The organism is Polaribacter sp. WD7, from assembly GCF_003335085.1.
In the GTDB taxonomy this organism is placed as follows: Bacteria; Bacteroidota; Bacteroidia; order Flavobacteriales; family Flavobacteriaceae; genus Polaribacter.
Window position 1 is genome coordinate 475963 of record NZ_QPEJ01000016.1, and the last position, 15961, is coordinate 491923.

At 33.0% G+C, this 15961-nt stretch carries 9 protein-coding genes and 1 pseudogene; 7 read left to right on the top strand and 3 right to left on the bottom strand.

Going from position 1 to position 15961, the window contains the following annotated elements; all coding sequences use genetic code 11:
- Window positions 1-11: 11 nt before the first annotated feature.
- Window positions 12-1238, bottom strand: a pseudogene (locus DUT90_RS06320) (Glu/Leu/Phe/Val dehydrogenase dimerization domain-containing protein).
- Window positions 1239-1413: 175 nt separating this feature from the next.
- Window positions 1414-2469, bottom strand: a complete 1056-nt coding sequence (locus DUT90_RS06325; RefSeq protein WP_114426313.1) for an anhydro-N-acetylmuramic acid kinase — start codon at window positions 2467-2469, stop codon at window positions 1414-1416.
- Between the two features lie 92 nt (window positions 2470-2561).
- On the opposite strand from DUT90_RS06325, the gene DUT90_RS06330 reads away from it, so the two are divergent.
- Complete coding sequence (locus tag DUT90_RS06330) at window positions 2562-3704, top strand: acyl-CoA dehydrogenase (RefSeq protein WP_114426314.1); 1143 nt, start codon at window positions 2562-2564, stop codon at window positions 3702-3704.
- Between the two features lie 173 nt (window positions 3705-3877).
- Here DUT90_RS06330 and DUT90_RS06335 read toward each other — a convergent pair whose 3' ends face one another.
- Complete coding sequence (locus DUT90_RS06335; RefSeq protein ID WP_114426315.1) at window positions 3878-4660, bottom strand: tRNA pseudouridine(38-40) synthase TruA; 783 nt, start codon at window positions 4658-4660, stop codon at window positions 3878-3880.
- A 274-nt stretch (window positions 4661-4934) separates the two neighbouring features.
- Here DUT90_RS06335 and DUT90_RS06340 point away from each other — a divergent pair, with 274 nt between their 5' ends.
- From DUT90_RS06340 to DUT90_RS06365, 6 genes are all read left to right on the top strand, one after another.
- Window positions 4935-5921, top strand: coding sequence for an outer membrane beta-barrel protein (locus tag DUT90_RS06340; RefSeq protein WP_114426316.1), 987 nt, complete (start codon window positions 4935-4937; stop codon window positions 5919-5921).
- Window positions 5922-5956: 35 nt separating this feature from the next.
- Entirely contained in the window at window positions 5957-7261 is a 1305-nt protein-coding gene (locus DUT90_RS06345) for an ammonium transporter (protein WP_114426317.1), read from the top strand.
- Between the two features lie 146 nt (window positions 7262-7407).
- Window positions 7408-7746: a P-II family nitrogen regulator gene (locus DUT90_RS06350; RefSeq protein ID WP_114426318.1), complete on the top strand. Its 339-nt coding sequence runs from the start codon at window positions 7408-7410 to the stop codon at window positions 7744-7746.
- 19 nt (window positions 7747-7765) lie between these two features.
- Window positions 7766-9007 carry an ammonium transporter gene (locus tag DUT90_RS06355; protein ID WP_114426319.1) on the top strand — a complete coding sequence of 414 codons (1242 nt, stop codon included), beginning with the start codon at window positions 7766-7768 and terminating at the stop codon, window positions 9005-9007.
- A 215-nt stretch (window positions 9008-9222) separates the two neighbouring features.
- The gene (gene gltB, locus DUT90_RS06360; protein ID WP_114426320.1) at window positions 9223-13734 is read left to right on the top strand and encodes a glutamate synthase large subunit; all 4512 of its coding nucleotides are present in this window, start codon (window positions 9223-9225) and stop codon (window positions 13732-13734) included.
- 4 nt (window positions 13735-13738) lie between these two features.
- Window positions 13739-15202, top strand: coding sequence for a glutamate synthase subunit beta (locus DUT90_RS06365; RefSeq protein ID WP_114426321.1), 1464 nt, complete (start codon window positions 13739-13741; stop codon window positions 15200-15202).
- Window positions 15203-15961 lie beyond the last annotated feature (759 nt).

Sequence of the window (15961 nt, forward strand, 5' to 3'; positions counted from 1 at the left end):
TGTTTGTTTATTTATATCAATTGTTCTAGCGCTATCTCAAACGCTGTTTCACTCATTTTAATTTTGGACGCGCTTTTATCAAATATTCTTTCTAATGCTTTTTTAATAACATCTGAAGTATCTTCAAAAATTGCTTCATCATCCATTGTTACTCTTTTCTCCATAAAATAGGCAAATACTCTTGCCATACCACAGTTAGAAATAAAATCTGGAATTAGACTTACTTTACTGTCTGTATCTTCCATGATGGATCCGAAGAAAATTTCTTTATCGGCAAAAGGAACGTTTGCTCCACAAGAAATTACTTCTAAACCAGAATCTATCATTTGGTTTATTTGATCTTGCTTAATTAATCTTGATGCAGCACAGGGTGCAAAAATTTCACAAGGCAGATTCCAAATTCTTTCATTTATTTCTTGAAAAGAAATTAAATTTTCTGCCGCTAAAGTATTACCTTTTTTGTTTAAAAAGAATTTTTTTATTTGTAGAAATGAAAAACCTTCTTCATTTATCACCCCTCCATCCTTATCAATAATACCTACAATCTTAGCTCCCATTTGTGCTAAATAATAAGCTGCAGCTGCACCTACATTTCCAAACCCCTATACCACAGCTCTTTTACCCACTACAGAACCTCCGTATATGGTGTAATAATGACGCACAGCCTCTGCAACACCAAAGCCCGTTATCATATCTGCAACAGTAAATTTTTTTGTAACGTCTGGAGAGTATAATTGGTTTTCTAACACTTTTATTACGCCGTGTCTTAACTGCCCTATTCTATTAATTTTATCTGCTTCTGAGGGTCTAAAGTGACCATTAAAGACACCTTCTTGAGGATGCCAAACTCCACTTTCTTCAGTTATTGGAATAACTTCATGAATTTCATCTACATTTAAATCTCCTCCTGTACCGTAGTAATTTTTTAATAATGGAGCAACTGCTTTAAACCATCTTTCTAAAACTCCTTTTTTTCTTGGGTCTTGTGGATTGAAGTTAATCCCTGATTTTGCACCTCCAATAGCAGGACCAGAAACCGTAAATTTCACCTCCATTGTTTTTGCTAGAGACAATACTTCATTCATATCTAAACCTTCTCGCATTCTTGTTCCGCCTCCTGCTGCACCGCCTCTTAGCGAGTTAATCACAGTCCAACCTTCTGCTTCAGTTTCAGAATCTTTCCAATGAAAAACAATTTCTGGCTGTTTATTTTCGTACTTTTTTAATAATTCTTTCATTTTTTATCTTAAATCAATTTACTTATTTTTTTAAATACTCTTTAATGCTGTATTAAAATCCCCTTCAGGGGAAAAGTTACAATTGATTCATTTTGCTTTATGTTAAGAATTTTAAATTTCTGAAACCTCACAAATTTAAGCTAAAAATATGATTGCCCAAATTTTTAATAGTTTACTAAAAGTTAAAAATAACTCCTGAAGAATGGTTTTTTGATGCCCCAGTTACACTAGACAAGCAATTTATTTGATTATTGACCTTTAATAAGCCTAAAAAAGCAAAGAGTAGCGCTTCTTTAAAATCTATTAACTGATTATTTGGTAATGAGAATTGACTGTTAGAAACCGCCTGAATTCTAGCTATTAAAAAAGAATTAAACGCTCCTCCACCAGTAATCAACACAGAATCACTCTTTATAACGGCAGCAATTTGAATAGCAATATGCTCAATAAAGGTTCTTAAAATTACTGCAACTTCTTTTTCTTCTGCATCTATTAACGGAAAAATAAATTCTTTTACCCATTCTAACCCCAAAGATTTTGGAGGCTGCAACGTATAATAAGACAAACTATTTAACTTCTCTAAAAGACTCCTATTAATAGTTCCTTTAGATGCTATTTTACCATTATCATCATACATCAACCCCAGCTTACTCACATAATGATTAAGCACAATATTAACAGGACAAATATCAAAAGCCACTCTTTTACCGTTATCTTTGAAAGAAATATTTGAAAAACCACCTAAATTTAAGCAGTAATCGTAATTTGAAAACAACAACTCATCTCCAATTGGTACTAACGGCGCTCCTTGTCCTCCTAATTTTACATCTTGAGTTCTAAAGTCACAAACCGTTTTTAAACGTGTTTTTTTAGCAATTTCTTTTCCAGATCCAATTTGTAAAGTAATTCCTTTTTCGGGCTGATGCAAAATTGTATGGCCATGAGAAGCTATAAAATCTATTTCAGCTATATTATTTTTTTTAATAAAATCAACTATAATTCCACCTAAAAATTGCCCATAAGCTTCATCTAACTTTTGTAAATCTTTTGATGTAAAATCAATTGCTTTTTGAAGTGTACTTTGCCAAGTATCAGAATAACAATAGGTTTCTGCTTTTAGAATCTTAAAATCTTGATATGTATTCTTATTAAATTTTACAAAAACCAAATCTACACCGTCTAAAGATGTCCCAGACATTACCCCTATACTATGTATATATTTTTTATTCATATCTATAAAATTAAGAAAACTTTATTGATAATATATTACGAAATCGATATCTTTGAGGCTTTAAATTACGAATACAATAAAAATATAGGGTAATGAATTTTAATTTAACAGAAGAACATCAAATGATTCGAGATGCAGCAAGAGATTTTGCGCAAACAGAATTGTTACCTGGAGTAATAGAAAGAGATGAAAAACAAGAGTTCCCAAAAGAATTGGTACAAAAAATGGGAGCTGCTGGTTTTTTAGGACTCATGGTAGACCCAAAATATGGCGGAAGCGGAATGGACACCATCTCTTACGTATTGGTAATGGAAGAGCTTTCTAAAATAGACGCTTCTGCTTCTGTTATTGTTTCTGTAAACAATTCATTAGTATGCTACGGTTTACAGGCGTACGGCTCAGAAGAGCAAAAACAAAAATACTTAACCAAATTGGCAACTGGAGAATATGTTGGTGCATTCTGTTTAAGCGAACCAGAAGCAGGTTCAGATGCTACATCTCAAGCCACAACAGCTATAGACAAAGGAGACCATTACGTAATTAATGGTACAAAAAACTGGATTACAAACGGCGGACGTTCTCATGTATACCTAGTAATTGCCCAAACAGACAGAGAAAAAGGCCACAGAGGTATTAACGCATTTATTGTAGAAAAAGATATGAAAGGGTTTCATATTGGTCCAAAAGAAGATAAACTAGGCATACGAGGTTCAGACACGCATACCCTTCAGTTTAATGATGTTAAAGTACCTAAAGAAAATAGAATAGGAGAAGACGGTTTTGGCTTTAAATTTGCCATGAAAACCCTTTCTGGCGGTAGAATTGGTATTGCATCTCAAGCACTTGGTATTGCTTCTGGCGCTTATGAATTGGCCTTAAAATATTCTAAAGAGCGTAAAGCGTTTGGCACAGAAATTTGCAATCATCAAGCTATTGCCTTTAAACTGGCAGATATGTATACAGAAATTGAAGCTGCAAGACTCTTGGTTATGAAAGCCGCTTTTGACAAAGACCAAGGCAACAATTACGACATGTCTTCGGCCATGGCAAAATTATACGCCAGTAAAGTAGCTATGGAACAGACCGTAGAAGCGGTGCAAATACATGGTGGCAATGGCTTTGTAAAAGAATATCACGTAGAGCGTTTAATGCGCGATGCAAAAATAACTCAGATTTATGAAGGTACTTCAGAAATTCAGAAAATTGTAATTTCTCGCGGAGTCATCAAAGGCTAAATCACCATGTAATATCATTAATTAAAACATCCATCTTTTTTATAGGTGGATGTTTTTTTTGGGCGCAACCTTTCAGGTCAGGCTTTCCGCACTCGCTTTTTTGTCTTGTTTTATCAAACAATACAAAAAGAGCTCAAACAAAGCTACAATCCTTTGCGCTGCTTGTTTGCAAACTAAAAGACAAGTTCAATATTATAGAGTTGTAAACCAGAGGCAGGTGCAATATTTCTAAGAGGTTTACCGTCATTACCTTCTTGTAAAGAATTCGCTACGTATGCTAAAGTTAAATTACCTTTACCTACTTCAAACAGAGTTGCCATCATCAATCTAATTTGATATCGTAAAAAACCCTTTCCCTTTACCTTTAATATATAAGACTGTTGCGGAAAAAAATTAGCCACCAAAACATCATTCAAAGAAACCTCACAAGAATCAATACTACGTTTAAAAACAGTGTTTGCAGAAGGCTTAGTGCAGTACTTATTAAAATAATGCGTTCCTTCAAACAGTTTCGCAGCTTCCATCATCAAATCAATATCTAAATCAACATCAATATTTATCATAAAAGGAGCCGCAAAAGGATGATTCTTTTCTCCAAAAGAAAAATAATAATGATATTCTTTAAGTTTTGGTGCATTAATAAGGTTGTAACCTAAACTTACTTTACGTATGGAAGTTGCCTTAAAGTCAGGAGAAAAATTAGAATTTAACTCCTTAAGAAATACCTTTTCCTCTACAACAACATCTGTAAACAATTGAAAACAGTATGTGTTTGCAGATACCTTAGCATCAGTTCTTCCCACTCCAATAGTTTTATACCGCTCATTATCAAAGACAAAAGACAATGTTTTATCTACCATATCATGTACTGTCTTTGCATTGGTTTGTTTTTGCCATCCTGAAAAACGAAAACCAAGAAATTGCAAAAAAATCACATAAGAAAATGAATATTTCATAGGTGCAAAAGTACAATAATTACATTTTTTTTTACAAAAAGTGCATTTTTATGAATATCTCAAAATTACCAATCACTTTTTTGCGAACCCTATATTTATAGCAGTTAAAAAAGTAAAAAATAAATTTATCTCAAAATAACCCTCTTTTTTTTGAGGGTATTATCAAAAATTATGATGTTTTAAGAAATACACCCCCTTGCTAGTATAAAATAAATATATACTTTTGACCCAGTTCAATTAATAAAAATCATTTAACACTAAAAGAACAAACATTATGAAAAAATTAATTTTTACTTTATTATTGGCAAGTAGCTTAATAGTAAGTGCGCAGGAAGAAGAAAAAAAATCATTCACTTTAAGTGGTAGTGTAGATACTTACTTTAGAGGAAACATAAGTGGTGGTAATTTTGACACTGCTCCTGGTAGTTCATTTGCTAACAATCCAGGATTTTCTCTTGGTATGATTAACCTAATTGCTAGTTACGAAGGTGAAAAAGTTGGTTTTGTTGCAGATATGGTATACGGACCAAGAGGTGCAGATGCAGTATTTAACTCTGTAGGTAACTCATCTTCTATAGTAAATCAATTATACGCATATTGGAATGTAAGCGAAAAAGTAACTATTACTTTAGGTAACTTTAATACATTCTTAGGGTACGAAGTTATTTCTCCATCAGCTAACTTTAACTACAGTACTTCTTACTTATTCTCTTATGGTCCATTTAGCCATACAGGTATTAAAGCAGACTTTGATTTAGGAGGAGACACTTCTTTAATGTTAGCAGTAATGAACCCAACAGATTTTACAGAATTCAACCCTAATGGTAGCTATGCATTTGGCGCTCAGTTAGGTTTTTCTGGTCAATATGTTAACTTTTTATATGACCAAGGAGCTTTTGAAATAGACTTTACTGGTGGATTTGACGTATCAGAAACTTTCTTTTTAGGCGTAAACGCAGCTTATTTCTCAGGAGATGATGCTCCAGGTTTTTATGGTGCAGCTTTATACCCACAAATTGCAACTTCAGATTCATTTAAAATTGGTTTAAGAGCTGAATACTTTGTAGAAGATGGTGATTTCGGAGCTATTGGAACAGGTGTTGCTGATTCAAGCGTATTTGCTACAACTTTAACAGGTAACTACTCTATAGGATCTTTAACTATAATCCCAGAATTAAGATTAGACTCTGCGTCTGAGCCAGCATTCGTAGGAGATAAAAGTTTAAGTTCATTTTTATTAGCAGCGGTTTACTCTTTCTAAACAAAAAAATTAATTACTAACCAAAAAATTATATTATGAGTTTATTTTTAACATTATTTCAAGACGCTCCTGCTTCTGAAGCTGCAAAAGTTTTAGAACAAGTAAACGGAGATATGGGAATGCTTTGGATGCTTATTGCAGGTATCTTAGTTTTCTTAATGCAAGCAGGTTTTACACTAGTAGAATCTGGTATGACAAGATCTAAAAACGCAGTTAACATTGCGATGAAAAACCTACTAGACATCTGTGTAGGCTCTATAACTTTTTGGTTAGTTGGTTACTCTTTAATGTATGGAGATACTTCTAACGGTTGGTTCTTCTGGAGTGGTTTATTCCAAGGTGAAGGAGCAGATTTATTTTTCCAAACAATGTTTGCTGCAACTACAGCAACTATTGTATCTGGAGCAATAGCTGGTAGAACAAAATATACTACTTACATTATTTTCTCTTTAGTAATGACGGCTGTTATTTACCCAATATCAGGTGGATGGGAATGGAATGGTGGATGGTTAAATGATACAGATGGTATTATGCCAGCTGAATTTATTGACTTTGCAGGTTCATCAATTGTACACTCTGTTGGTGGTTGGGCTGCATTAGTAGCTGCTTATATGGTAGGTCCTAGAATTGGAAAATATGTAGACGGTAAAGTATTACCTATACCAGGGCACAACCAAATTTTAGCAACTTTAGGGGTATTTATCCTTTGGTTTGGTTGGTTTGGTTTTAATGGTGGATCTCAATTAGCTTGGGGTGGTGCTGATGCTATAGGAGCTTCTAACGTAGTACTTATTACAAACTTGGCTGCTGCAGCTGGTGGTTTAGGTGCATTGATTACCACTTGGATTTGGTATGGTAAGCCTAATTTAGGTCAAACATTAAATGGTGCTTTGGCTGGTTTAGTAAGTATTACTGCTGGTTGTGGTAACATGACTGCTGGTGGTGCTGTATTAGCTGGTTTAATTGGTGGTATCTTAGTTGTATTTTCTATAGAATTTGTAGAGAAGAAATTAAAGATTGATGATGCAATTGGTGCTTTTTCTGTTCACGGTATAGCAGGTGTTTGGGGTACTTTAGTTATTGGTCTTTGGGGTGTAGATGGTGACGCTGGTATTGGTTTATTCAATGGTGGTGGTGCTGCTCAATTAGGTGCTCAAGCTATAGGTGTTGTTGCATATGCTGTTTGGGCTGTTTTATTATCATTCATTGTATTAGCAATCTTAAAAGCTACAATGGGATTACGTGTAACTAAAGAAGTTGAAATTGAAGGATTAGATATTTCTGAACACGGTTCTATTGCTTACCCAGGAAAAAGAGTAAGAGATATGGAAGATAAATAAAGATTACAAATACTATTTTTTAGTATTCATAAAAAACACACAACTTTCTCTGAAGGTTGTGTGTTTTTAGTTTCAATAATATTTTTAGTAATTTCGCAAACTTTAAACAAAAAGTATAAACTATCATTAACTAATTTAATTTAATCATGAAAAAAATTGAAGCAATTATTAGGAAATCCAAATTTAGAGCAGTTAAAGAAGCGCTACATGAAGTTGGTGTAAACTTCTTTTCTTATTGGGATGTTACTGGTTTGGGTAACGAAAAAGAAGGTCACGTATACAGAGGGGTTAGCTACAGTACAAGTGATATTCAAAGAAGACATTTAGCAATTGTTGTAAATGACGATTTCGAAGAGATTACTGTTAAAACAATTATCAATGCTGCTTCTACAGGAGAAGTTGGAGATGGTAAAATATTTGTGAGCGATATTAAAGATGCCTACAGAATTAGAACAGGAGAAAAAGGAGGAGAAACATTAAATTAATAAAACTAGAACAATCAACATGGAACTTTTAACAACAAATAACGTATGGATGATGATCTGTACAGCGCTGGTTTTCTTTATGCATTTAGGCTTTGCATTTTTAGAAATCGGTTTAACAAGACAAAAAAATACAATAAACATCTTATTCAAAAATATATTCATCATTACTGTTGGATTACTTTTATACTGTTTAGTTGGTTTTAACTTAATGTATCCCGGTTTTGCAGAAGGATCTTCTGGTATATTTGGTTTTGCAGGATTTGGTTTATCATCTCCTTTAACTGCTGAAGGAGCTTTAGATTTAACATATAATGAAGGTTATACCTATTGGACAGATTTCTTATTTCAAGGAATGTTTGCTGCAACAGCTGCTACTATTGTATCTGGTGCTGTAGCAGAGAGAATGAAAATTGGACCTTTTATGATTTTTACATTAATTTATGTAGGTCTTGTGTATCCTATAGCTGGATCTTGGAAATGGGGAGGCGGATTCTTAGATCAATTAGAAACTCCTTTTTATGATTTTGCTGGTTCTACTTTAGTACATTCTGTAGGTGGTTGGGCTGCTTTAGTAGCTGTTTGCTTATTAGGTTCTAGAATTGGGAAGTTCAAAAATGGAAAAATACAAGCAATTCCAGGTCATAATATTCCTTTAGCTACTGCTGGTGTTTTAATTTTATGGTTAGGATGGTTCGGATTTAATGGAGGTTCTGTATTATCTGCTGACCCTACATTAACATCTTTAACACTAGTAACTACATGTTTAGCAGCTGCAGCTGGTGGTGTAATTGCTTTTATGGTATCCACTATCATGTTTAAGAACTTAGATTTAACTATGTTTTTAAATGGAATTTTAGGAGGATTAGTTGGTATTACAGCTGGGGCAGATCAAATGTCTCCAACAGACGCTATTATTATTGGCGCAGTTGCAGGAGCTATTATTGTTTTTGCGGTAAGTTTAATAGATAAATTAAAACTAGATGATCCCGTAGGTGCTATAGCTGTTCATTTAGTTTGTGGTATTTGGGGTACATTAGCTGTAGGTCTTTTTGGAAACCTTGCTGGGTTAGATCAGTTTATAAGTCAATTAATAGGTGTAGGTTCTTATGCTCTTTTTTGCTTAACAACATCTTTTATCATAATATACACTCTAAAGAAAACTATAGGTATTAGAGTTACAGAAAGAGAAGAACTAGAAGGACTAGATACCCATGAACATGGTATGGATGCTTATCCAGATTTTCGTCTAAACGAAAACTAAATACTATTTTTTTAGTTACCAAACACCTTAAAAACATTTTTTTAAGGTGTTTTTTTTTGTTTTTATGAATATCACAATAAAAAAGATTTATATTAAAATAAATAAATTTTTTTTAGAGTATTTTTATTTTCATCATAAAAATCTTATTAAAAAGTAGATATCATTAAGCCTTTTTCAATAAAATACATAAATTTGTGAACTTAATTGAACAGAACATGAAGAAACAAGGATTGTATTTACCAGAATTTGAACATGAAAATTGTGGAGCTGGTTTTATATGTAATTTGAATGGAGAAAAGACAAATCAAATTATACACGATGCCCTAGAAATACTAGTAAAATTAGAGCATAGAGGGGGTGTTAGTGCAGACGGAAAAACAGGTGATGGTGCTGGTCTATTAATAGACATCCCTCATGAATATTTTACCCGTGTCTGTGATTTTCAACTTCCTAATCAGAGAGATTATGCTGTTGGAATGGTATTTCTTCCAAAAGTAGAAAATCAATACAATTTCTGTAAAACTACTTTCGAAAACCAAGTAAAAGATCAAGGCTTATCAGTTTTAGGTTGGAGAGAAGTACCTGTTGATTCTTCTCAATTAGGTGAGATAGCTTTAGCTTCAGAACCAAATATAGAACAACTTTTTATTGGTAAAACTGAAGACATAGATGAAGCTACTTTTAAAGCTAAGTTATATGCTGCTCGTAAAATAACAGAACATGAAATTAGAAATTCTAAAATTTCTGAAGCTAATTATTTTTACGTACCAAGTTTATCTATAACAACTATTATCTATAAAGGTATTATAATGCCAGAAGATATTGGACCTTATTATTTAGACCTTCAAGAAATAGATTTAGTAACGCGTTTAGCCTTAGTACATCAACGTTTTTCCACCAACACAATGCCTACTTGGGAACTTGCTCAACCATTCAGACACATGTGTCAAAATGGAGAAATCAATACCTTAAGAGGTAATGTAAGCAGAATGCGTGTACGCGAAGAAATCATGAAAAGTGATGTTTTCGGACCACAAATTGATAAACTTTTTCCTATAATATTACCAGGAAAATCAGATTCTGCTTCTATGGATATGGTAGTAGAATTACTAACCCATACAGATAGATCATTACCTGAGATTATGATGATGATGATTCCGGAAGCTTGGGAAAAACATAAAACCATGTCTCCAGAAAAAAAGGCATTCTATGAGTATAATGCTTGTATTATGGAGCCTTGGGATGGTCCTGCTTCCGTACCTTTTACTGATGGAGATTATATAGGAGCTTTACTTGATAGAAACGGATTAAGACCTTCTAGATATACACTAACCAAAAGTGGTAAACTAATCATGTCATCAGAAGTAGGAGTGGTAGACGTAGCTCCTTCTGATGTTGAAAAACATGGTAGATTAGAACCAGGAAGAATGTTCTTGGTAGATATGAATGAAGGAAGAATTATTGATGATGAAGAAATCAAAAATAAAATTGTTTCTGAAAGACCATATCAAAAATGGTTAGATAAAACACGTTTACATTTAAAAGATGTTGCTTATACCAATGAAACGTGTCCTATTGAAACCATTGATATTAAAACGCGTCAACGTTTATTTAATTACACTTTTGAAGATATTCAAGAAGTAATTACGCCAATGGCTCAAAATAAAAAAGAGGCATTAGGATCTATGGGTATAGATACTCCTTTAGCTGTTTTATCTGACAGACCACAATTAATATCTAACTATTTTAAACAGTTATTTGCACAGGTTACCAATCCACCTTTAGATGGAATCCGTGAAAATATTGTAACCGATATTAGTCTTAATTTAGGAAAAGACAGAAATATATTCAGCATTACAGACAGACAGTGTAGAAAATTAAGAATTCAAAACCCTGTCATTTCTAATGCAGATTTAGAAAAAATTAGAACCATAGATATTGAAAGTTTTAAAGCAGAAACCATTCAAATTCTATATCCAAAATCAGAAGGGTTAAATGGTCTAGAAGATGCCTTAGATGATATTATCTTACAAGTAGAAAAAGCTATAGAAAGAAAAACAAATATTATAATTCTTTCTGACAGAGGTGTAAATCAAGAGAATGCACCAATTCCTGCTTTGTTAGCATGTTCTTATGTTAATCATCAATTAAACAGATTACGTAAACGTTCATATTTCGATATCATTATAGAATCTGCAGAACCTAGAGAGCCACATCATTTCGCTACTTTATTTGGGTATGGAGCAAGTGCGATAAACCCTTATATGGTAAATGAAATTATCAGAATGCAGGTAAAAGAAGGCTTTATCACTGATCTTGATGAACAAGAAGCTGTAGATAATTTTAATTACGCAATTGGTAAGGGTATTTTAAAGGTAATGAACAAAATAGGAATCTCTACATTACACTCTTACAGAGGTTCTCAAATTTTTGAAATTGTTGGTTTTAACTCACAATTTGTAGAAAAATATTTCCCATATACTGCTTCTAGAATAGAAGGTATTGGGTTGTACGAAATAGAAAAAGAAATTAGTAGACGCTACAAACAAGCGTATCCTAACAATCAAATAGATAAAAAATTAGGTTTAAATATTGGTGGAGATTACCGATGGAGACGTAATGGAGAACGCCATTTATTTAATCCTACAACCGTTGCTAAACTGCAGCAAGCTGTACGTTTGAGTGACCAAAAAAGTTATGATATTTACTCAAAAGCAATAAACGAGCAAGCAGAAAATTTAATGACTATTCGTGGTTTATTTGAGTTTGATAACTTAGACCCTATTCCACTTGAAGAAGTAGAACCATGGACAGATATTGTTAAACGTTTCAAAACAGGTGCAATGTCATATGGATCCATTTCTCGTGAAGCTCATGAAAACTTAGCAATTGCAATGAATAGAATTGGAGGGAAATCCAATTCTGGTGAAGGTGGTGAAGATAGAAAACGTTTCCAAAAAGATATTAACGGAGATAGTAGAAATTCTGCCATTAAACAAGTTGCATCTGGTAGATTTGGAGTAACCTCTCATTATTTAACCAATGCTAAAGAAATTCAAATTAAAATGGCTCAGGGAGCCAAACCTGGAGAAGGTGGTCAATTACCTGCACACAAAGTTTTACCTTGGATTGCAGATGCAAGAAATTCAACTCCTTTTGTGGGATTAATTTCTCCTCCTCCTCATCATGATATTTATTCTATTGAAGATTTAGCGCAATTAATCTTTGACTTAAAGAATGCAAATCGTGAAGCCAGAATTAATGTAAAATTAGTATCAGAAGTAGGTGTAGGTACTATTGCCGCTGGTGTTGCAAAAGCTAAAGCTGATGTTGTGCTGATTTCTGGATACGATGGTGGTACAGGAGCTTCTCCTTTAACCTCATTAAAACATGCTGGCTTACCTTGGGAACTTGGTTTGTCTGAAGCACAACAAACTCTTGTTTTAAATGATTTACGAAGCAGAATTGTTGTGGAATGTGACGGACAATTAAAAACAGGTCGTGATGTTGCTATTGCAGCATTATTAGGTGCAGAAGAATTTGGTTTTGCAACTGCTCCTTTAGTAGCTTCTGGTTGTATTATGATGCGTAAATGTCACCTTAACACCTGTCCTGTTGGTATCGCAACACAAGATAAAGAATTACGTAAAAACTTTAAAGGTACACCTGAACACGTAATCAACTTCTTCTACTACGTTGCAGAAGAATTGAGAAAAATAATGGCACAATTAGGTTTCAGAACACTATCTGAAATGGTTGGACAAACGCATAAAATTAATGCTAACAAAGCCATTACTCATTATAAAGCTAAAGGTCTAGATTTGTCAAGTATTTTACATAGACCTTCTTCTTATAGAGAAAGCGTAGTGAAAAACACAGAACAACAAGATCATAATTTAGATAACGTTTTAGATTTTACAATTTTAAAAGACTCACATAGAGCTTTATATCGTAAAGAAAAGATGAACTTGTCGTATCCTATTATAAATATTAATAGAACTGTTGGCGCAATTGTAAGTAATGAAATTTCTAAAATTTACGGTCATTTAGGCTTACCTGAAGACACTTTAAATATTAACTTCACAGGTTCTGCTGGTCAAAGTTTTGGTGCTTTTGGTGCCTTTGGATTGACATTTACTTTAGAGGGTAACACAAATGATTATTTAGGTAAAGGATTATCTGGAGCAAAATTAATTATAAAGAAACCAGCTGAAGCTGACTTTATTGCAGATGAAAACATTATTGTTGGAAACGTGTGTTTATTCGGTGCAGTAAATGGTCAAGCCTACATTAATGGTATCGCAGGAGAACGTTTTGCAGTTCGTAACTCTGGAGCAACTGCTGTAATAGAAGGTGTTGGAGATCACTGTTGTGAATATATGACAGGTGGAAAAGTAATTGTACTTGGTAAAACAGGTAGAAATTTTGCTGCAGGTATGAGTGGTGGTATTGCTTATGTATACGATCCTGAGAACAAATTTATTAATGGGCTTTGCAATACCGAAACAATAGAGTTTGAAAAAGTGGTGGGTGAAGATGCTGCAGATTTAAAAGCAACTATAGAAAAACATGTTCTGTATACAAACAGTAAAAAAGGTGCTACTTTATTAGAAGATTGGGAAACTAATATAAACAACTTTGTAAAAGTTATGCCTACAGAATACAAACGTGCATTAAAACGTTTAGAAACGGAAGAACCAATGGTAGAAGAATTAACAACAGCATAGTGTCATGGGAAAAATAACAGGATTTAAAGAGTTTGAAAGACAAGATGAAAAATATGTATCTGTAAAAGATCGTGTAAAGAATTATAAAGAATTTACAGTTCCTCTTTCAGAAAAAGAAATAAAAAAACAAGGATCTCGTTGTATGGATTGTGGTATTCCATTTTGTCACAGTGGATGTCCGTTAGGAAATCTAATACCAGATTTCAACCATATGGTTCACCAAGGTGAATGGCAAAAAGCATCGTGGATTCTTCATTCTACAAATAACTTTCCAGAATTTACAGGAAGATTATGTCCTGCACCTTGTGAAAAATCATGTGTATTGGGTATTATTGAGGACCCTGTATCTATTGAGAATATCGAAAAAAACATTGTTGAACGTGCTTTTAAAGAAGGTTGGATAAAACCCCAACCCCCTAAAACAAGAACTAATAAAACCATCGCTGTAGTTGGTTCTGGTCCTGCAGGTTTAGCTGCCTCACAACAATTAAATAGAGCGGGTCATACAGTTACTGTTTTTGAAAGAGATGATGAAGTTGGAGGTTTATTGCGTTATGGTATTCCTAATTTCAAAATGGAAAAAGAAATCATAGACAGAAGAATCGCTATTTTAAAGGCAGAAGGAATTACGTTTGAAACTAACATAAACGTTGGTGTAAATTATAATGTAGAAGATTTAAAAGCTTTTGATGCAGTAGTTCTTTGTGGTGGTGCTACTGAAAGACGTAGTTTACCAACACCTGGTATTGATGCTGACGGTGTTGTACAAGCTATGGATTTTTTAACACAGCAAACTAAAACTTTATTCGGTAAAGAGGTTAAAAATCAAGTAATGGCTACAGATAAAAATGTAATCGTTATTGGTGGTGGTGATACTGGTTCAGACTGTATAGGTACTTCAAATAGACATGGCGCAAAATCTGTGGTAAACTTTGAAATAATGCCAAAACCACCAGGAGAACGTTCTCCTCAAACTCCTTGGCCTTATTGGCCACTACAACTAAAAACTTCATCTTCTCATCAAGAAGGTGTGAAACGTAATTGGTTAATAAACACCAAAGAGTTTGTAAAAGATGAAAATGGAAAATTAACTGCATTAAAAACAGTTAATGTTGAATGGAAAATGGTACCAGGACAAAGACCTGAATTAGTAGAAATTTCAGGTACAGAAAAGACTTGGCCCTGTGATTTAGCTCTATTAGCTCTCGGATTTACGGGGCCAGAAAATACTTTAGCTGAAAAATTAGGTTTAGAACGAGATGCTCGTTCTAATTACAAGGCTGATTATGGAAAATATCAAACTAATATTCCTAATATCTTTACAGCAGGAGATATGCGCAGAGGACAATCTTTAATAGTTTGGGCTATTTCTGAAGGTAGAGAAGCTGCTAGACAAGTGGACTTATATTTGATGGGAAAATCAGAATTACCTTCTAAAGATGTTACAGGCGACTTAATAGCCATGTAAAAACTCAAATTAACACTTAAAAAAACTCATCAATAATATTGATGAGTTTTTTTTTATTATGAGACAAAAGCGTAAGAAATAAAAATCTAACTGTATTATAAATTATTAATTTTATACAGCTATTGCTAATTACAAAAAATATAATTTGTTTGTATAATGCCATAACTACCTATAAAACAATAATACAATAAAACACATCTTATCTAAACATAGGGGAATTCATCTTTTGAAAGTAATAATATATACTAACCTATTATAAAATAAAATCTCTTTACTTGATAATGAATTAAAGTAATGTAGGATAAAGTCTACTCAATTAACTATAAATATAAACACGGAAATTGAGGGCTATAATTGATGAGTATTTTACTTCTTTTTTAATTTACTAGAGAATTAAAACATAAAGTTTCTTTGTCTTAGTATAAATACTAAATAAATTACCTAAATTAGAATTAAAAAGACAGCATTTATTTGAGTTTATGTGCTAAAGTAAGTGTATTAGTTCATAAAAATACTTTTTATGACTAATATCCTCTCAAACATTATTTTTGTTAAATAGATTGAAATAATAAAGTTTACCATTCTAATTATAAAGTTCTAAAGCTAATTATAGTTTTTGAGAGTTTTTTAATTCTAATATTACAAGAAACTAAAAATTTAAGTATAAAAAAACCTCATATCTATAAGATATGAGGTTTTGTAAAGAAAGGCAGCGACCTACTCTCCCACATAAATGCAGTACCATCGGCGCTATTGGGC

Excerpts from the sequence above, each read along its gene's own strand:
- DUT90_RS06325 (WP_114426313.1), bottom strand. The coding sequence starts at position 2,469 with ATGAATAAAAAATATATACATAGTATAGGGGTAATGTCTGGGACATCT.
- DUT90_RS06330 (WP_114426314.1), top strand. The coding sequence starts at position 2,562 with ATGAATTTTAATTTAACAGAAGAACATCAAATGATTCGAGATGCAGCA.
- DUT90_RS06335 (WP_114426315.1), bottom strand. The coding sequence starts at position 4,660 with ATGAAATATTCATTTTCTTATGTGATTTTTTTGCAATTTCTTGGTTTT.
- DUT90_RS06340 (WP_114426316.1), top strand. The coding sequence starts at position 4,935 with ATGAAAAAATTAATTTTTACTTTATTATTGGCAAGTAGCTTAATAGTA.
- DUT90_RS06345 (WP_114426317.1), top strand. The coding sequence starts at position 5,957 with ATGAGTTTATTTTTAACATTATTTCAAGACGCTCCTGCTTCTGAAGCT.
- DUT90_RS06350 (WP_114426318.1), top strand. The coding sequence starts at position 7,408 with ATGAAAAAAATTGAAGCAATTATTAGGAAATCCAAATTTAGAGCAGTT.
- DUT90_RS06355 (WP_114426319.1), top strand. The coding sequence starts at position 7,766 with ATGGAACTTTTAACAACAAATAACGTATGGATGATGATCTGTACAGCG.
- gltB (WP_114426320.1), top strand. The coding sequence starts at position 9,223 with ATGAAGAAACAAGGATTGTATTTACCAGAATTTGAACATGAAAATTGT.
- DUT90_RS06365 (WP_114426321.1), top strand. The coding sequence starts at position 13,739 with ATGGGAAAAATAACAGGATTTAAAGAGTTTGAAAGACAAGATGAAAAA.